This window comes from Massilia sp. MS-15 (assembly GCF_020176695.1).
In the GTDB taxonomy this organism is placed as follows: Bacteria; Pseudomonadota; Gammaproteobacteria; order Burkholderiales; family Burkholderiaceae_D; genus Telluria; species Telluria hydrophila.
Window position 1 is genome coordinate 1 of the sequence record NZ_JAIWIA010000075.1, and the last position, 16,061, is coordinate 16,061.

Genomic DNA, 16,061 nt, shown 5'->3' on the forward strand with positions numbered 1-16,061 from the left:
CCGCCATGCGCTCAGTTCGAGCACATCAAGGCGCCTTTAGCCTTGGCTCCTGCTTCATGACCCCAGGGGACATTTCTACTTTGCAGAACAGGGGACATTTCTATTTAGCGTTGACAGTCTTGCGCCCAAAAAAGTTTCCAGACGATCTGGTTCGCCCCGCCCGCCGGGCTTTGTTCTACACTAGCGCCACGATTCCTTTTGCCCATTTGACCATGCCCGCACAGCAAGCCGAGCCTGCTTCCGAACACCTGCACGCCCATCTCGACGGCGATGCCCGCCATGCGCACGTGATCGAGGGACGCAGCCAGGCCGCGCTGTCGCTGGCGCTCGGCCTGACCCTGCTGTTCGCGCTGATCGAAGCGGTAACCGGCTTCTTTTCGAACTCGCTGGCCCTGATCTCGGACGCCGGCCACATGGTGACCGACGCCGCCGCCCTCGGCCTGGCGCTGCTGGCCCAGGCCATCGCGCGCCGCCCGCCCTCGGCGCGGCATTCCTTCGGCCTGGTGCGCGCCGAGGCCCTGGCCGCCTTCGTCAACAGCCTGGCGATGCTGCTGCTGGTCGCCTGGATCGCCTGGGAAGCCGTGCAGCGCCTGCTGCATCCGGAACCGGTGCAGGGTGGCGTGGTCCTGGTGGTGGCCGCGATCGGCGCCGCGATCAACCTGCTGGTGGCCTGGGTGCTGTCGCGCGAGGAAGCCTCGATCAATACCCGCGCCGCCCTGGTCAACGTGCTCGGCGACCTGCTCGGCTCGGTCGCCGCGATCGCCTCGGGCGCCATCATCTATTTCACCGGCTGGCTGCGGGTCGACCCGATCCTGTCGCTGTTTGTCGCCATGCTGATCCTGCGCTCGACCAGCGGGATCCTGCGCGAGTCCTACCACTTCCTGATGGAAGGCGTGCCGGCCAGCATCGACTACCTGGAAATCGGCACCCACCTGAAGGCGGTCGACGGCGTGCTGGGCGTGCATGACCTGCACGTGTGGGACATGTCGCCCGGCCACCCTGCCCTGATCGGGCACCTGGAGATCGCCAGCCTCGAGCGCTGGCCCACCGTGCTGGAAGACGTGCGCGCCATGCTGCGCGAACGGCATGGCATCGACCACGTCACCCTGCAGCCGGAAGCGGCGGGCGGCAAGTCGCTTTAACGCCCGGCGGCGCGGCGATCGGCGCCCGGCATCAGGACGACAAGTGACGGTCGATCAGCGGCGCCACCAGGTCCGCGCAGGTTGACGCGAGATTGTGGTCGCCGCCTTCGAGCACATGCAGATCCGCGTGCGGCAGCACGCAGGCCAGGTGTCGCCCGACCGCCACCGGACTGATCGGATCGGCGTCGCCCCACAGCAGCAAGGTCGGGATGCGCAGCGTAGCCAAGTGGGGCGTCAGGTCTTCGTCATGGCTGGCAAACCAGTCCGGCAAGCCGGGGGCGGCGGCCCGCATGGCCGGACGCCAGTCCTGCGCATCGAAGGCTGCCATGTTCATCCCGCCCGAGGTCACGGACAAGACCAGATGGGTGACCAGCTCGGGCCTGCGCAGCGCGGCGAGTATCGCCACCACGCCTCCCATCGACTGGGCGATCAGGGCACTGGGCCGGTCGATGTCCGCAACGATGCGGGAAACCAGGTCGTCGATGCCGCGCACCTCAGGATCCCGAGGGACACCGCCGAAGCCCGGCCAGCACGCATACACCCGTGACGCCGGATGTTCGATACGCCCGGCCACGGGACGCCAGAATTCGGTACTGCCGGAGGCGCCGGGGAGAAAGATGAGTTGAGAGACCTTCCGCACGGCCGGACGCTCAGGTATTTGCCGGAGAAGGCACCAGGCGGAGCGATTGCTCTGGCGAACGCCTGAGCTGCCAGCGCGTGATCGTCGAACGATAGCCGTCCGGCAGGTTCGGCGGGAGCGCATCCGGCTGGAAGACACCGAAGCGCTGATGCTCATGGCTGATCCGCGGATCGAAGCGGCCCTCGAGCGTACACGCGTAGCTCACGATGAATACATGCTTGCCTGGAATGACTTCAAAAAGATAGGCGTCGAGTAGATCTTCAACAGACACGGACAGGCCCAACTCTTCGTGAATCTCTCGTCTGACACATTCCTGGGGAGTCTCACCTGCTTCGATCCGTCCGCCAGGAAGTTCCCATTCCTTCCGCTCGTTCATCAACAATACGATGCCGCCGGAGGCCGTGGCAAGCACGCCCTTGATTGAAACCGTGAACATGGAATACCGATCAGCTTGACTTGCAGGTTGATGAAGGAAAACGCATCATCCCATGCGGATCCGGGCGCGGCAATACCTGGCCTTCCGATTGGCGCTGTAAGCGGCGTCTTACCCATCCTTGGCCCGCACGCCGATAGCCGAGACGACGAAGGCTCAGCATACTGCTCATATGGATTGCCACCGCACAGTTTTCGACACGCTCATCATCGGCGGCGGACCGGCCGGACTCACGGCCGGCGTTTACCTGCGCCGCTTCACCCGCCACGTGGCCCTGGTCGACAAGGGCAACAGCCGCCTGTCCTGGATTCCCGTCTCGCACAACTACCCCGGGGTCCCGTAAGGGATCAACGGGGTACGGCTGCTGGAGAACCTGCGTGCCCAGCTCGCGAACTATGGCGGCAGCGTGATGGCTGGCGAAATCCTTGACCTGCGCCTGGAAGACGGCGTGTTCGTCGGCGACTATGCGCCGGCCGATGGCGGCGCAAGCTGCCAGATCCGCGCCCACACCGTGCTGCTGGCCACCGGCGTGGCCGATGCCGGGATGCCGGTCGAACGCTGGGACGAGGCCGTGCGCTGCGGCGCCGTGCGCCTGTGCCCGGTGTGCGACGGCTGGGATGTCATCGACAAGCGCATCGGGGTGGTCACCTCCGACGCCAACCCGGTGGGCCACGCCCTGTTCATGCGCACCTTCAGCGCCGACGTGCTGCTGTTCGAGCGCGGGCCGGTCTCGACCCTGAACCAGGAAGAGCGCCAGCGCCTGGCGGCTGCCGGCGTCACCCTGGTCGAGTCGCCGCTGGCCGGGGTCACCATGAGCGAGGACATGAAGCCGGTGCTGCATACGCGCGACGGCACCGATTACCTGTGTGACGTGTTCTACCCGATGCTGGGCGAAAATGCCCGCTCCGACCTGGCGAGCGGACTGGGTGCCGAAACGGTGGAGTGCCGCAAGCTGCTGGTGGACGAGCACTGCCGCACCCAGGTCCCCGGCCTGTTCGCGGTGGGCGACGTCACCCGGGGACTGAACCAGATCGCGGTGGCCACTGGCCAGGCGGCGCTCGCGGCAACCACCATCCACAATATGCTGCCCTGGCGTTTGCGCCAGCCCGCCGCGCAGGCGGCGAACGCATCCTGAGGCTGGCGCGCACAGTGGCGCGCCCATTTCAGGCGTTTCCTGCCAACCACATACTTCTGGGGCCAACTTGGCCCTAAGTCCTTTCCTATTTACATGTATCGACCCCATGCTTATACTCAACAGGTCGCCGATACAATATTGGCAATTCGAAAACTAGCATTCAAGGAATTCACATGAAGAAGATCGTTCTCGCCATTGCCGCCGCAGCGTTCGCCACCGTCGCCTACGCCACGCCACCAAAGCCGAAATGCACCGGCATCTGCCCGCCCGATACGGAAGAAGGCACGGAAGCCGACGGCATGTTCGCCACCGAGCTCGACTGGGCACTGGAAGCGGACAGCGATGCAGGCCAGAAGGACAAGAAGGAAAAGAAGGAAAAGAAACAGAAGTGATCGGATGGCGGTCATGGCCGCCAGCCAGTTCCTTTCCAAAGCCCGCCCCGTGCGGGCTTTTTTTTCGGGCGCTGCCTCCGTTACCTCGGCAGTTCAGTCCTCATCCATAGGCCGGTTGACTGCGCCCTTTGCCTAACGCTCGCCCGAGGCCAGCGCGATCCGGCGGCGCAGCAAGGCCAGGGCCTGCGCATCGCCACTTGCCTCCGCACGCTGCGCGGCCACGCCCAGCCAGGCCAGCAGCGGCCGCCGCCAGCCCTGGCCGGATGCCGTTTCCACTGCCCCATCGATGCCCTCGGGCGTCAGGCGCCCGGCCTTCAGCGCCGCACCGGCGGCGACCAGGCGGGCCAGCGGATCGGCCACGCCGTTCACCTGTCCGGATGTGGCCACGGCGCGGTGCTGCTCGGGCAGCAGCGCCGAGTCGAGTCCCTGCCAGCGGCCGTACAGGTAATCGGCATAGGCACGCTGGGCCGGCGTCGCATCCTGCGCCAGCGCCTGGTAGCCTGGACAGTCGTCGAAGTCGAGGCTGGCCACGCGCGCGGCGCAGCGCACCAGTTCGACCTGGGCCACGTAGTCGGGCCGGCCAGTGCCGGTGCTGGCGCTGCGCGCCGTGCGGAACCCCGCGTCGGCGGCGCTGGCGTGCCCTTTCAGGTAATCGTCCACCGCGCCGTCGAGGGCGCCCTTGGCGTCGAGCTGCCACTCGGGCGCCTGCGGCTTGCCGGCGCAGGCGGCCAGCAGCGCCGACAGCGCCAGCGCGCCCAGTACGGAAAATGCGTATCGTGTCATGGCAGCTTGATCTCCTGGTTGCTACGGGCAAAAGGCCACTTGCGGTTGATCTCGTCCACCAGCCGGTTGACCTTGCGCAGGCTGGCGTCGACCTCGGCGCGCAGCACGCCCAGGTCTTCGGTGGCCACGCGCGCATTCTTGCCCACCGCCTGGGCTTCGACCAGCACCGCGTCCACCTTCTTGAGGGTGGCGCTGGCGTCGCTCAGCACCACATGCAGCTGGCGCATCGCGGCCTGGGCGTCGTCCATCACCCCGTCCTTGCCGTATACCCGCTGCTCGGTCTTGCCGAGCAGCGAATTGATGCGGTCGAGCGCCTCGCGCAGCCGGCGCGCCTCCTGGTCGCCACCCATTACCCCGCCCAGCACGCCGCCGGGGCCATTCATGCGGCCCGTGACTTCGTTGATGTTGGCCAGGCTGGCGTTGATGTCCGAACCGGTCGCCGTCATGCTTTCCAGGTTCTCGAGCAGGGCGCGCGCGGTGGCCACGATGCGCGGGATCTCGGCGGTGGCGTCGCCGCGCAGCACCGTGCGGGTGGCGCCGGGGGGCAGTGGCGGATCGTTCAGCAGGCCGGTGAAGGCGCGCAGCCGGGTCTCGCCGACGATGCTGGACTCGAGCGTGAACACGCTCGAGGTGCGCAGCCATTTCGCGTCCTTGCTCTGCACGTCCACCAGGATGCGCACCTTGCCGTCGGGTGCCAGTTCGACCTGGCTCACGCGTCCGATCGGAAAGCCGGCGAAGGTCATGTCCATGCCGGGAATGACGCCGCTCGAGTCATCGGTCTCCAGCACCAGGCGCTGGGTCGGCTCGAACACGCCGCGGGCATGCATCACGTAGCCGATGAAGGCGACCACCAGGATGCCGATCGCCGCCAGCAGGATCATCGCTTTCAGTTCGACATGCTGGGGTTCGACAGGGTTCGCTTGGTCCGGCAAGGGTTCGCTCATGGTCGGTGCGCTAGGTAGGGTGGTCAGATATATTTCAGGGCGAGCGAGGCGGCCTCGATCACCAGCAGCACGAACAGCAGGCGCACCGCGCCGGGCTGCACGGTGGAGCTGAGCCGGCGCGGATAACGCTGCAGTTCGAGGATGGCGGCGGTCGGAATCAGGGCCACGGCCAGACCGAAAAACAGGGTCTTGAGCACGAAGCCGACCGTCACCGTCGGCGAGAACACGCGGCCCACGGTGCGGGTGTAGTCGCCCACGCCCCAGGGCAGCAGACCGTACACGTTCAGGTAGGCCAGCACCAGCACGATGACACTGGTGACCATCGCCAGGCTGAGCACCGCGAAGGAATTCGCCAGCAGCTGCGGCACCAGGTCACGCCGCATCCGGCGCATCGCTTCCTCGGTCGCGGCCTGGGGCGACAGCCCCGCGCGCGCCAGGCCGAGCGCCGAGGCGTCGAAGGCCATGCTGGCGCGCAGCGCCACGAACATCGCGGCCGCCAGCGGGATCAGTTCCAGCACCAGCACCCGCACCACCATCTCGAGCGCGAAGTGCGACAGGCCGTAGCTGCGCGCCGTGACCAGCACGATGCGGATGATGACCAGGCTCACCAGGCTCGAGGCGACGCCGAACCAGGGCAGCACCTGCCAGGTGCTGGCATAGATGTAGCGTGCCGCCGCCAGCCGGTTGGCCCGGTTGTAGGTCGAGGGCGACAGCGCCATCACCAGCGCCACCGCGCCCAGGTGGGTCATGTACCACCAGCTGCGCAGGTAGCGCGCCAGGGCGAGGCCCCACAGGCTGGGGCGCAGGTGAAGGTTCAGGCTGCGGCGCATGCTGTCAATATGATACAAATACCGATGGGTGTGCCAGATTTTTGTATCAAATCGATACCGCGTCCGCCTGTCGCGCCTCGTTCCCTCATTGGCGGCGCGCCTCCAGCACGCCCTTGACTTCGCCGATCGCGCTCACGGCCTTCTGCAGCTGGCCGGTCGATCCGATCTCGGCGGTGAAGACCATGCGCGCCTGGCCTTTGGCGCTCTGGGTATTCACCCCGATCACATTGATCTTCTCGCGCATGAACACGTCCGAGATATCGCGCAGCAGGCCCTGGCGGTCCATCGCCAGGATGAACAGGTCGACCGGGTACACGGTCTCGAGCCCGGCCGCGCCCCACTCGGTCTGGATCACCCGTTCCGGCGCCTTGGCGCGCATCTCGGCGAAGTTCTTGCAGCTCAGGCGGTGGATCGACACGCCCTTGCCGCGCGTGACGAAGCCGCAGATCGGGTCTGGCGGCGCCGGCTTGCAGCACTTGGCCAGCATCGTCATCAGGCCTTCGGTGCCGACCACCAGCACGCCCGACTTGGCGCCCTGCTCCACGCTCGAGGCGCGGCTCTTGTTGACCACCGCCTCGTCCACCTGGGGCGGCGCTTCCGGCGCCTCGTGCAGGGCCGCCTCCACATGGCGCAGGCTGAACTTCTCCTTGCCGACCGCGATGAACAGCTCGTCCACCTTGGCAAAGCCCAGCTTCTGCGCCAGCGCCTCCAGGTTGACCGCGGTCTTGCCCTCGCGCTGCAGCGACTTCTCCACCAGCACCCGGCCCTGGGCCAGCGTCTCGGCCTGTTCCTGCGCATGGAACCAGGCGCGGATCTTGGAGCGGGTGCGGCTGCTCACCGTGTAGCCGGGGCTGAGCCAGTCGCGCGACGGCCCGGCGCTGCCGGGCGCGCCCTTGGCGGTGATGATCTCGCAGGTCTGGCCGTTGCGCAGCGGCGTATTCAGCGGCACCATCACGCCGTCCACCTTGGCGCCGCGGCAGCGGTGCCCCACCTCGCTGTGCAGGTGGTAGGCGAAGTCGATCGGGGTCGCGCCCTGCGGCAGCTCGAGCACCCGTGCCTGCGGGGTCAGCACGAAGATGCGGTCGTCGAGGGTGGTCGCCTTGAGCTTCTCGACCCACTCCTTCTGCAGGTCTTCCTGGCCCGCCACCACGTCCGCCACGTCGCTCTTCCAGGCCAGCAGCTGGCGCAGCCAGGCGATCTTCTCGTCGTATTTCTGGCTCTTGAAGCTGGAGCCGCCCTCCTCCTTGTAGCGCCAGTGGGCGGCGATGCCGTACTCGGCGAAATTGTGCATCTCCTGGGTCCGGATCTGCACTTCCAGCGGGCGCCCGTCGTCGGCCGTGACCACCGTGTGCAGCGACTGGTAGCCGTTCGGCTTGGGACGCGAGATGTAGTCGTCGAATTCCTTCGGGATCGGGGTCCAGATGTTGTGCACGATGCCCAGCACGGTGTAGCAGGTCTTGACGTCGGCCACGATCACGCGGAAGGCGCGCACGTCGTACAGCGAAGAGAAATCGAGCTCCTTGCCGCGCATCTTGCTCCAGATGCTGTAGATGTGCTTCGGGCGGCCCGAGACCTCGGCCCGGATGCCCGCCTCCTGCAGTTCATCCTGCAAGCGCCTGATCGAGGACGCGACAAAGCCTTCGCGCTGCGTGCGCTTCTCTTCGAGCATCTTCGCGATCTGCCGGTAGGCATCGGGCTCGATGAAGCGGAAGGACAGGTCCTCGAGTTCCCACTTGAGCTGCCAGATACCCAGCCGGTTGGCGAGCGGCGCGTAGAAGTCGAGCACCTCGCGGCCATAGTCGCGCGTGGTGTCGTCGAAGCGTTTCTGGTCGGCGAAGTAGCGCAGCGTGGTGGCGCAGGAGGCCAGGCGCATCAGGACCACGCGCATGTCCGAGGCCATCGCCAGCAGCATCTTGCGCAGGGTTTCCACCTGGGCCGCAGCCTGCTGGGCGGCATTCTTGCCGGCGCCGCGGGCCGTGCCCGCTCCTTCCTTGCCGACCGTGAGGTCCCGCAGCCGGATCAGCTGGTAGACGCCCTGCACCAGGTCGGATACTTCCTTGCCGAAGCCTTCCTCGAGCGCGCCGCCCACCTGCGGGTCCATCAGGGCCAGCTCGAACAGCAGCCCGGCGATGCGGGTCTCGGCATCGGTACGCAGGTAGGCCAGGGTGCCCGCCACCCCGAGCGAGAACTCGAACGCGTTCTGGCCCGAACTGGCAAGGCGGTCGCCATAGGCGCCGCCAGCGTAGTCGAGGGCTGCCTGGACGCGCGCGCCGTCTTCCGCGCTCAGGCCCTGTACCAGCGCGCCGGCCGCGTCACCCGGTAATACGGTCGATACCATCGAGGCCGGTCAGCGCAGCGCGGCGGTGATGCAGACCTCGACCAGGCAGGCGGGATTGGCCAGCCGCGCTTCGACCGTGGCGCGCGGCGGGGTGTGGCCCTGCGCGACCCATTCGTCCCAGACCGCGTTCATGCCGTCGAAGTGTTCCATGCTGGAGATGAAGATCTGGCACATCAGGATGCAGGACTTGTCGCTGCCGGCCTCGTTCAGCAGGCGGTCCACATGGCCCAGCACCTCGCGCATCTGGCCCTCGATGCCCTGGCTGGTGTCTTCGGCGATCTGGCCCGCCAGGTAGACGGTGTCGTTGTGGATGGCGGTTTCGGACAGGCGCTTGCCTACGTGAAGTCGTTTGATTTCCATATCTGCTTTCTCAATGAAGGTGGCGCTCAGTCGGCGCCAACCAGGAATTCGCGTGCGGCCGCGATCTGCTCCGGCCGCACGAAGGTAGGGGCATGTCCCACGCCCGCAAACTCGACCAGGCGCGGCTTCGGCCCGCGCGCGCACATGGCGAGCGCGGTCGCGCGCGACAGCAGGTCGGACTCGGCGCCGCGCACCAGCAGGGTCGGACAGCGTATCGCGTCCCATGCCGCCCACAGCGCCGCTTCGTCGGCGGCGGCGCTATCCGGCGTGATGGCGCGAAAAGGCTGGGCAAGGCCGAGGTCGTAGTGGCGCACCCACTGGCCGTCGGCGTCCTGGCGTAGCACGTCGCTGGCCAGCTTGTGCCATTCCTGCTCGCTATGCGGGCCGAAGGATGCCGACACCGCGCGCACATAGGCGGCACCGGTCTCGAAGTCGGGGAAGCGGATGTCCTGGCCGATGTACTCGCCGATGCGGGCGATGGCGGCGCCGTCGAGCACCGGGCCGATGTCGTTCAGGACCAGCTTGCGCACCGGCGAATCGTCGAGCGAGGCCAGGACCATGCCGATCAGGCCACCCATCGAGGTGCCGAACCAGTGCACGCCGGGTTCGCCGCCATCCGGCGCGGCGGCCGTGACGCGCGCGATCAGGGTCACCATGTCGGCCACGTACTGCGGCACCGTGTAGTAGCGCGGATCGCGCAGGCGGCCGGAACGCCCGCGCCCGACCACGTCGGGACAGACCACGCGGTAGGTGTCGCACAAGGCGCGCGCCAGGTGGTCGAAGTCGTCGGACACGCGGGTCACGCCGTGCACGCACACCAGCACGCGCGGATTGCGCGGGTCGCCCCACTCCTTGTAGGCCATCCGATGCAGGCCGGCGGGCGAGCTGCACTGCACGCTGTTCACTCTCGCTTCGCTGTCGTCCACCCTGCGTCCGCTCCCGGTCATGGCAATATTGTTCACTTCATCATCGCAACGCACCATTTTAATCGGCGTTGCGATTAGAATTCTACCAATTCTAGAGAAGCAACCCGAACCCGATTATCCAAACCAGAGGACGCAATGACATCCAGTATGCTCAGTGGTAAAACCGCACTCGTCACCGGCTCGACTTCCGGCATCGGCCTGGGCATCGCCCGCGCGCTTGCCGAACAGGGCGCCAACATCGTGTTCAACGGCTTCGGCGACGCCCAGCAGATCGAAAAACTGTACACCGACGTCGGCGCCGAGTTCGGCGTGCAGACCGCCTACCACAACGCCGACATGAGCAAGCCGGCCGAGATCGAGGCCATGATGCGCTTCGCGGCCGAGCGCTTCGGCGGCGTCGACATCCTGGTCAACAACGCCGGTATCCAGCACGTGGCCACGGTGGACGAATTCCCGGCCGAGAAGTGGGATGCGATCATCGCCATCAACCTGAGCTCCGCCTTCCACACCACGCGCCTGGCCCTGCCCGGCATGAAGCAGAAGAACTGGGGACGCATCATCAACCTGGCTTCGGTGCACGGCCTGGTCGGATCGAGCGGGAAGTCGGCCTATGTCGCCGCCAAGCATGGCCTGGTCGGCTTCACCAAGGTGACCGCGCTCGAACTGGCCGCCACCGGCGTGACCTGCAATGCGATCTGCCCGGGCTGGGTGCTGACCCCGCTGGTGCAGAAACAGGTGGACGACCGCGCCGCGCGCGATGGCCTGAGCAACGACGCGGCGCGCAAGGCGCTGCTGGCGGAGAAGCAGCCCTCCGGCGAGTTCGTGACCCCGGCGGAACTGGGCGCGCTGGCCGTATTCTTCTGCAGCCCGGCCGGCAACCAGGTGCGTGGCGTGGCCTGGAACATGGACGGCGGCTGGACCGCCCAGTAAGCGCCAGGGGCGGCTCAGGAATGCCGCGCCCAGGGACCGCTGCGCATGTACCAGCGCCGCAGCAGGCTGCGCGGCGCTGGTTCACGCAGCAGCGCCCACCAGGTGGCGTCGGCGATGCCGCGTCCGGACGCCAGCTGCAGCACGTCGACGTCGCCGCCCGAATTCACTTCCATGGTCTGCGGGCCCTCTTCCGTGAAGGCGATGTCCCAGGACTGGTAGCGGATGCCGGGAAACAGCGGCGCGGCGCGCAGGCAGATCTCCTTCGCCTGCTGCCAGTCGGGTACGGTCCAGCCGACCAGCGCCTCGCCTGTATCGGGGTGCGCCGCCACCGGTTCCGGCCGGCCCTGGCGCATGCCGATGGCGTTGAACACTTCGCCGCTATCGACTTCGAAGGCCCCGAGCAGGTTGCCGGTGGCGCCATGCCGGAAATTGTCGATCATGTTGTTCCCAGCCGGGATGCGCAGCACGGCCCGGTGGACGATCGGGCCACGCTCGGTGACCAGCACGACCACCCGGGCGGTCGAGAGCCTGGGGCCGATGCGCCGCGCAATCTCGGGATGCGGCCTGGCCGCGGCCTGCAGCAGGATGCCTTCGCGCGACAGCCAGCGCTTGAAGTAGTCGGCCACCGCGATCGATTTGCCGTCGCGTAGCCGCAGCATGCCATCCGCGTAGCCGCTCACCCAGACCGAGCCGGCGCCGCCGTTGCCGGCGATCGGCTTCATGAATAGCGGGAATTGCGCTTCCTGTTCCAGGTAGGTTTCCACAGCTTGCACCGATGGCAGCGAAGCCGCGCCGGGAAAGCCGCGCGCCACATGGCCCACCGCCCGGATCGCGGGGAAGGGAAAGCCGTGCAGGCTCAGGATTCCATAGGTGACCAGCTTGTCGCGCGTGAGCGCCACCGACTCCACCTCGTTGTTCGAATTGACCGCGGTGCCCGACTGCACGCCCAGGAATTCCGCCTTCTCCGCCCACGATCGGCCGGCCAGCCCGTACATCGCGTATTCGTCGGCGGTCAAACGATTGGGTGGACGGCGCAACTGGGCAAGTTCGAAACGGCGCTTCATACTGGTCTCCTTGGGCTTGTTAGTTACTTATAAGTCCATGCTAACCGAGTGTAGCGGCACATGTCCATCAACCCGAACGGCCTGATCGATAGTTCTGCCACCGTTCTTCTCATTGCACACGTTGTTGCTTATGATGGCGCTTTCGACAAGAAAAGTGAGCCGACGTGCGCATCCTGTCCAGCATCCTGGCAGCAACCCTCCTCAACTTCTACGCGGGCACAAGCGACGCCGCCGCTCCCGCCCATCCAGTCCTCCTGACAGCCGAGCGCGTCTGGACCGGCGAAGGCCAGCCCCAGCGCGGCTGGGCGGTGCTGGTCGCGCAGGGACGCATCGCGGCGGTCGGGCCGGCGGCGCAGCTGAGCGTCCCGCCCGACGCCGAGCGCATCGACCTGCCGGGTAAAACCTTGATCCCCGGCATGATCGACCTGCACTCCCACGTCCTGCTCCACCCCTACAACGAGGCGAGCTGGGACGACCAGGTGCTGAAGGAGGCCCCGGCCTACCGCATCATGCTGGCCGGCCGCCACGCGGCAAGCACCTTGCAGGCCGGCTTCACCACCCTGCGCGACCTCGGCACCGAAGGCGCGGACTATGCCGACGTCGGCATCCGGCGCGCCATCGACGAAGGGGTGGCGCCTGGTCCGCGCCTGCTGGTGGCCACCCGCGCGATCGTGGCCAGCTACAGCTACGGGCCGGCCGAACGCAGCTACCGCCCCGACCTCGCCATCCCCTACGGCGCGCAACCGGCCACCGGCGTCGATGACGTCACCAGGGCGGTGCGCGAGCAGTCGGCACGCGGCGCCGACTGGATCAAGATCTACGGCGACTACCGCACCGGCATCGACGGCAGCACCCGTCCCACCTTCAGCATGGAGGAAATGAAGGCGATGGTCGCGGCCAGCCACGTCAGCGGCCGCAAGGTGGCCGTGCACGCCAGCAGCGACGATGCGATCCGCACGGCGGTGCTGGCCGGCGCCGACACCATCGAGCACGGCTACGGCGCCTCGGAACAGACCTTCCGCCTGATGAAGGAGCGCGGTACCGCCTACATCCCGACCCTGACGGCGCCGGAGGCGACCGGCGAATACTTCCAGAAGCACGTGCGTGGCGGGCCGCCAACGCCCGCGATGCACGCGGCGCAGCGCGCCTTCGCACTGGCGCGCAAGGTGGGCGTTACCATCGGCAACGGCAGCGACGTGGGCGTGTTCGCGCACGGCAGCAATGCGCGCGAACTGGCCTGGCTGGTCAAGTTGGGGAGTCATAGGCGCCAGTGGCGCGTATGACGCCGCTGGAAGCGATGCGCGCGGCCACCGTGGTGGCGGCCGGGATCCTCGGCCGCGGCGACCTTGGCGCGCTCAAGCCCGGCATGCTGGCCGACGTGGTGGCCGTGGACGGCGACCCGACCGCCGATATCGCGGCCGCCGCCCGGGTAGGCTTCGTGATGAAGGGTGGCGAGGTGTTCCGGCGCCCCTGAGCGCCGCCCCCCCTGCCCGGCCACATACCAGATATAAGGCCTGCGGATATCCACAATAGATAAGGCGATCCGCTTCCGACAAGATGGCAACACCACAAACTTCTCTGAGAAGAGTTGCCATGAAAAAGCCTTTCTACAAGATTCTGTATGTCCAGGTGCTGATCGCGATTGCGCTCGGCGTGCTGCTGGGGGTGTTCTACCCTGAACTGGGCGCGAAGATGAAGCCATTGGGAGACGGCTTCATTAAACTGATCAAGATGATCATCGCCCCAGTGATCTTCTGTACCGTCGTTGCCGGCATCGCCGGCATGCAGGACATGAAGAAGATCGGCCGCGTCGGCGGCAAGGCCCTGCTCTACTTCGAGGTCGTGTCGACCTTCGCGCTGGCCATCGGCCTGGTGGTCGCCAACGTGCTCAAACCGGGCGCCGGCTTCAACGTCGACGTCGCCCACCTGGACGCCTCCTCGATCGCGAAGTACACCGAGAAGGCCAAGGACCAGAGCACCATCGACTTCGTGATGAACATCATCCCGAACACCTTCGTGGATGCCTTCGCCAAGGGCGACATCCTGCAGGTGCTCCTGATCGCCCTGCTGTTCGGCTTCTCGCTGTCGATGATGGGCGAGCGCGGCCGCCCGGTGACCAAGATGATCGAAGACTTCTCGCACGCCATCTTCGGCGTCGTAAACATCGTCATGAAGGCCGCCCCGATCGGCGCCTTCGGCGCGATGGCCTTCACCATCGGCAAATACGGTCTCGATTCGCTGCTGCCGCTGGCCAAGCTGATGGGTTCCTTCTACCTGACCTGCTTCCTGTTCGTGGCCGTGGTGCTGGGCGCCATCGCGAAGTACACCGGCTTCTCGATCTTCCGCTTCATCAAGTACATCAAGGAAGAACTGCTGATCGTGCTCGGCACCAGCTCCTCGGAGAGCGCCCTGCCAGCCCTGATGCGTAAACTCGAGCGCCTCGGCTGCTCCAAGCCGGTGGTCGGCCTGGTGGTCCCGACCGGCTACTCGTTCAACCTGGACGGCACCAATATCTACATGACGATGGCGGCCCTGTTCGTGGCCCAGGCCACCAACACCGAACTGACCCTGATGCAGGAATTGACCATCCTGGCGGTGGCGATGCTGACCTCGAAGGGCGCATCGGGCATCACCGGCGCCGGCTTTATCACCCTGGCCGCGACCCTGGCCGTGGTGCCGACCATCCCGGTGGCCGGCATGGCCCTGATCCTCGGCATCGACCGCTTCATGAGCGAAGCGCGTGCCCTGACCAACTTCATCGGCAACGGCGTGGCGACGGTGGTGGTGTCGAAGTGGGAAAAGGAACTCGACACTGAACGCATGGACGCCGTGCTGCATGGCCGCGTGCCGGCCGAGGGCGAGAAGGAACTGACGCCGGTGCGCGCCGCTGCCTGAATCCCGCTCCACGCGAAAAACCGCATCTTCCGATGCGGTTTTTTTTCGCCCCTGCGAAGCGCGCCATGCATGGCGAATGGACCCGCGGCATCGCGCTTGCTAGGATGTGGCGTCGAAACCTACCCGGAGCAGGCATGAAAACATTCTCGACATTGGCAGCCGCGCTAATTCTGACGATCCCTCTCATGGCTGTCGCCGCACCCGACGCCCGACTCGCACCACAAGAGCGCAGCAAGGCAATCCAGGATATCGCCACGCAGTTCGAGAAGATCTACTTCGATCCGGAAGTCGGCCAGCGCATGGCGCGTGACCTGCGCTCGCGCCTGCAACGCGGCGAGTACGAGGACATCACCTCCTCGCGCGAACTGGCGAAGGTGTTGAGCGCGCATATCGACCTGATTTGCAAGGAGTCGCACACCGGGGTCCTGTACCACGAAGACGACCAGCTGGCCGGCTCGCCGGCGGCCGATCCCGCCGCGTTCGAGCGTCGCGAGGAAGAGCGCCTCGCCCAGCTGCGCGCTGCCAACTACTACTTCGCTCCCCTGCAACGGTTCGAGGGCAATATTGCACTCATCCGCTTCGACGGCTTTGCCAGACCGGAGGAAGCCGGCGCCTTCGTCGACAGCCTCATGGGCGAGGTGGCCGACGCCGCGGCCCTGGTCTTCGACCTGCGCGGCAACACCGGCGGATCGTCCGAACTGATTCCGGTGCTGGCCAGCTACCTGTTCGACGACGAGCCGATCCACCTGTTCACCCGCAGCGACCGGAAACGGGGCACCAGCACCGAAAGCTGGACCAGGCCGGCCCAGGCGGCCAAGCGCTTCGGCAGCCGCAAGCCGGTCTACATCCTGGTCGGCAAGGAGACCTTCTCGGCGGCGGAGAACTTTGCCTATACCATGCAGCAACTGAAGCGCGCCACGATTGTCGGCGAGAAGACACGGGGCGGCAGCCATGGCGCCTTTGGCAAACCGGTCACGCCGCACCTGGTCGCCCACGTCGCCACCATCAGCACCGTGAATGCCGTGTCGAAGACCGACTTCGGCACAGGCGTGCTGCCCGACCTGGCGGTGCCGGCTGCCGACGCCCTGCCCGCGGCGCTGGCTGTCGCCAGGGTGGCACTCGCGCACGCCCACTAGGGTCTGTCTGACTGAGTTCAGGGAAGCCATAACATTATTGTCGCCACGATGACTGCGGCGAGGTAGTTATGGCCGCGCTTGTCGTAACGCGTTGCAACGGCGCGGAAGTCCTT

At 66.6% G+C, this 16,061-nt stretch carries 18 protein-coding genes and 1 pseudogene; 9 read left to right on the plus strand and 10 right to left on the minus strand.

Annotated elements, in window-relative coordinates; all coding sequences use genetic code 11:
- Positions 1-212: 212 nt before the first annotated feature.
- Positions 213-1,142 carry a cation diffusion facilitator family transporter gene (locus LCI23_RS20035; protein ID WP_224948216.1) on the plus strand — a complete coding sequence of 310 codons (930 nt, stop codon included), beginning with the start codon at positions 213-215 and terminating at the stop codon, positions 1,140-1,142.
- Positions 1,143-1,173: 31 nt separating this feature from the next.
- On the opposite strand, the gene LCI23_RS20040 is transcribed toward LCI23_RS20035, so the two are convergent.
- Both LCI23_RS20040 and LCI23_RS20045 read right to left on the minus strand, forming a co-directional pair.
- The gene (locus LCI23_RS20040) at positions 1,174-1,782 is read right to left on the minus strand and encodes an alpha/beta fold hydrolase (RefSeq protein WP_224948217.1); all 609 of its coding nucleotides are present in this window, start codon (positions 1,780-1,782) and stop codon (positions 1,174-1,176) included.
- A gap of 10 nt (positions 1,783-1,792) precedes the next feature.
- A complete protein-coding gene (locus tag LCI23_RS20045; protein ID WP_224948218.1) occupies positions 1,793-2,218 on the minus strand; it encodes an NUDIX domain-containing protein in 426 nt (141 codons plus the stop codon).
- Between the two features lie 169 nt (positions 2,219-2,387).
- On the opposite strand from LCI23_RS20045, the gene LCI23_RS20050 reads away from it, so the two are divergent.
- The 3 genes from LCI23_RS20050 (at position 2,388) to LCI23_RS20060 (ending at position 3,742) form a co-directional block, all read left to right on the plus strand.
- Positions 2,388-2,558, plus strand: a complete 171-nt coding sequence (locus LCI23_RS20050) for an FAD-dependent oxidoreductase (protein ID WP_224948219.1) — start codon at positions 2,388-2,390, stop codon at positions 2,556-2,558.
- 66 nt (positions 2,559-2,624) lie between these two features.
- On the plus strand, positions 2,625-3,350 hold the full coding sequence (locus LCI23_RS20055) for an NAD(P)/FAD-dependent oxidoreductase (protein WP_224948220.1): 726 nt from the start codon (positions 2,625-2,627) through the stop codon (positions 3,348-3,350).
- A gap of 173 nt (positions 3,351-3,523) precedes the next feature.
- The gene (locus LCI23_RS20060) at positions 3,524-3,742 is read left to right on the plus strand and encodes a hypothetical protein (protein WP_224948221.1); all 219 of its coding nucleotides are present in this window, start codon (positions 3,524-3,526) and stop codon (positions 3,740-3,742) included.
- A 132-nt stretch (positions 3,743-3,874) separates the two neighbouring features.
- On the opposite strand, the gene LCI23_RS20065 is transcribed toward LCI23_RS20060, so the two are convergent.
- The 6 genes from LCI23_RS20065 to LCI23_RS20090 all read right to left on the minus strand — a co-directional run bounded on the left by LCI23_RS20065 (position 3,875) and on the right by LCI23_RS20090 (position 9,944).
- Complete coding sequence (locus tag LCI23_RS20065) at positions 3,875-4,525, minus strand: hypothetical protein (RefSeq protein ID WP_224948222.1); 651 nt, start codon at positions 4,523-4,525, stop codon at positions 3,875-3,877.
- Entirely contained in the window at positions 4,522-5,469 is a 948-nt protein-coding gene (locus LCI23_RS20070; RefSeq protein ID WP_224948223.1) for an MlaD family protein, read from the minus strand. The genes LCI23_RS20065 and LCI23_RS20070 overlap by 4 nt, the downstream gene beginning before the upstream one ends.
- A gap of 23 nt (positions 5,470-5,492) precedes the next feature.
- Positions 5,493-6,299, minus strand: coding sequence for an ABC transporter permease (locus tag LCI23_RS20075; RefSeq protein WP_224948224.1), 807 nt, complete (start codon positions 6,297-6,299; stop codon positions 5,493-5,495).
- A gap of 85 nt (positions 6,300-6,384) precedes the next feature.
- Entirely contained in the window at positions 6,385-8,637 is a 2,253-nt protein-coding gene (locus LCI23_RS20080) for a bifunctional (p)ppGpp synthetase/guanosine-3',5'-bis(diphosphate) 3'-pyrophosphohydrolase (RefSeq protein WP_224948225.1), read from the minus strand.
- Between the two features lie 9 nt (positions 8,638-8,646).
- A complete protein-coding gene (locus LCI23_RS20085) occupies positions 8,647-8,997 on the minus strand; it encodes a RidA family protein (RefSeq protein ID WP_224948226.1) in 351 nt (116 codons plus the stop codon).
- Between the two features lie 26 nt (positions 8,998-9,023).
- Positions 9,024-9,944 carry an alpha/beta fold hydrolase gene (locus LCI23_RS20090; RefSeq protein ID WP_224948233.1) on the minus strand — a complete coding sequence of 307 codons (921 nt, stop codon included), beginning with the start codon at positions 9,942-9,944 and terminating at the stop codon, positions 9,024-9,026.
- Between the two features lie 126 nt (positions 9,945-10,070).
- On the opposite strand from LCI23_RS20090, the gene LCI23_RS20095 reads away from it, so the two are divergent.
- The gene (locus LCI23_RS20095) at positions 10,071-10,853 is read left to right on the plus strand and encodes a 3-hydroxybutyrate dehydrogenase (protein WP_224948227.1); all 783 of its coding nucleotides are present in this window, start codon (positions 10,071-10,073) and stop codon (positions 10,851-10,853) included.
- A gap of 14 nt (positions 10,854-10,867) precedes the next feature.
- On the opposite strand, the gene LCI23_RS20100 is transcribed toward LCI23_RS20095, so the two are convergent.
- The gene (locus LCI23_RS20100; protein ID WP_224948228.1) at positions 10,868-11,917 is read right to left on the minus strand and encodes a sugar-transfer associated ATP-grasp domain-containing protein; all 1,050 of its coding nucleotides are present in this window, start codon (positions 11,915-11,917) and stop codon (positions 10,868-10,870) included.
- 164 nt (positions 11,918-12,081) lie between these two features.
- On the opposite strand from LCI23_RS20100, the gene LCI23_RS20105 reads away from it, so the two are divergent.
- From LCI23_RS20105 to LCI23_RS20120, 4 genes are all read left to right on the plus strand, one after another.
- Positions 12,082-13,200: an amidohydrolase family protein gene (locus LCI23_RS20105; protein WP_224948229.1), complete on the plus strand. Its 1,119-nt coding sequence runs from the start codon at positions 12,082-12,084 to the stop codon at positions 13,198-13,200.
- The gene (locus LCI23_RS20110) at positions 13,197-13,391 is read left to right on the plus strand and encodes an amidohydrolase family protein (RefSeq protein ID WP_224948230.1); all 195 of its coding nucleotides are present in this window, start codon (positions 13,197-13,199) and stop codon (positions 13,389-13,391) included. Before LCI23_RS20105 ends, LCI23_RS20110 begins: the two co-directional genes overlap by 4 nt.
- Positions 13,392-13,510: 119 nt before the next feature.
- A complete protein-coding gene (locus tag LCI23_RS20115; RefSeq protein WP_224948231.1) occupies positions 13,511-14,812 on the plus strand; it encodes a dicarboxylate/amino acid:cation symporter in 1,302 nt (433 codons plus the stop codon).
- 185 nt (positions 14,813-14,997) lie between these two features.
- Positions 14,998-15,948: a S41 family peptidase gene (locus LCI23_RS20120; protein ID WP_224948232.1), complete on the plus strand. Its 951-nt coding sequence runs from the start codon at positions 14,998-15,000 to the stop codon at positions 15,946-15,948.
- A 17-nt stretch (positions 15,949-15,965) separates the two neighbouring features.
- Here the strand turns inward: LCI23_RS20120 and LCI23_RS20125 are convergent.
- Positions 15,966-16,061: pseudogene (locus tag LCI23_RS20125) on the minus strand (IS5/IS1182 family transposase); the annotation flags it as partial.

Coding starts and splice junctions, on each gene's coding strand:
- LCI23_RS20035 (WP_224948216.1), top strand. CDS start 213: ATGCCCGCACAGCAAGCCGAGCCTGCTTCCGAACACCTGCACGCCCAT.
- LCI23_RS20045 (WP_224948218.1), bottom strand. CDS start 2,218: ATGTTCACGGTTTCAATCAAGGGCGTGCTTGCCACGGCCTCCGGCGGC.
- LCI23_RS20050 (WP_224948219.1), top strand. CDS start 2,388: ATGGATTGCCACCGCACAGTTTTCGACACGCTCATCATCGGCGGCGGA.
- LCI23_RS20055 (WP_224948220.1), top strand. CDS start 2,625: ATGGCTGGCGAAATCCTTGACCTGCGCCTGGAAGACGGCGTGTTCGTC.
- LCI23_RS20060 (WP_224948221.1), top strand. CDS start 3,524: ATGAAGAAGATCGTTCTCGCCATTGCCGCCGCAGCGTTCGCCACCGTC.
- LCI23_RS20065 (WP_224948222.1), bottom strand. CDS start 4,525: ATGACACGATACGCATTTTCCGTACTGGGCGCGCTGGCGCTGTCGGCG.
- LCI23_RS20070 (WP_224948223.1), bottom strand. CDS start 5,469: ATGAGCGAACCCTTGCCGGACCAAGCGAACCCTGTCGAACCCCAGCAT.
- LCI23_RS20075 (WP_224948224.1), bottom strand. CDS start 6,299: ATGCGCCGCAGCCTGAACCTTCACCTGCGCCCCAGCCTGTGGGGCCTC.
- LCI23_RS20080 (WP_224948225.1), bottom strand. CDS start 8,637: ATGGTATCGACCGTATTACCGGGTGACGCGGCCGGCGCGCTGGTACAG.
- LCI23_RS20085 (WP_224948226.1), bottom strand. CDS start 8,997: ATGGAAATCAAACGACTTCACGTAGGCAAGCGCCTGTCCGAAACCGCC.
- LCI23_RS20090 (WP_224948233.1), bottom strand. CDS start 9,944: ATGACCGGGAGCGGACGCAGGGTGGACGACAGCGAAGCGAGAGTGAAC.
- LCI23_RS20095 (WP_224948227.1), top strand. CDS start 10,071: ATGCTCAGTGGTAAAACCGCACTCGTCACCGGCTCGACTTCCGGCATC.
- LCI23_RS20100 (WP_224948228.1), bottom strand. CDS start 11,917: ATGAAGCGCCGTTTCGAACTTGCCCAGTTGCGCCGTCCACCCAATCGT.
- LCI23_RS20110 (WP_224948230.1), top strand. CDS start 13,197: ATGACGCCGCTGGAAGCGATGCGCGCGGCCACCGTGGTGGCGGCCGGG.
- LCI23_RS20115 (WP_224948231.1), top strand. CDS start 13,511: ATGAAAAAGCCTTTCTACAAGATTCTGTATGTCCAGGTGCTGATCGCG.
- LCI23_RS20120 (WP_224948232.1), top strand. CDS start 14,998: ATGGCTGTCGCCGCACCCGACGCCCGACTCGCACCACAAGAGCGCAGC.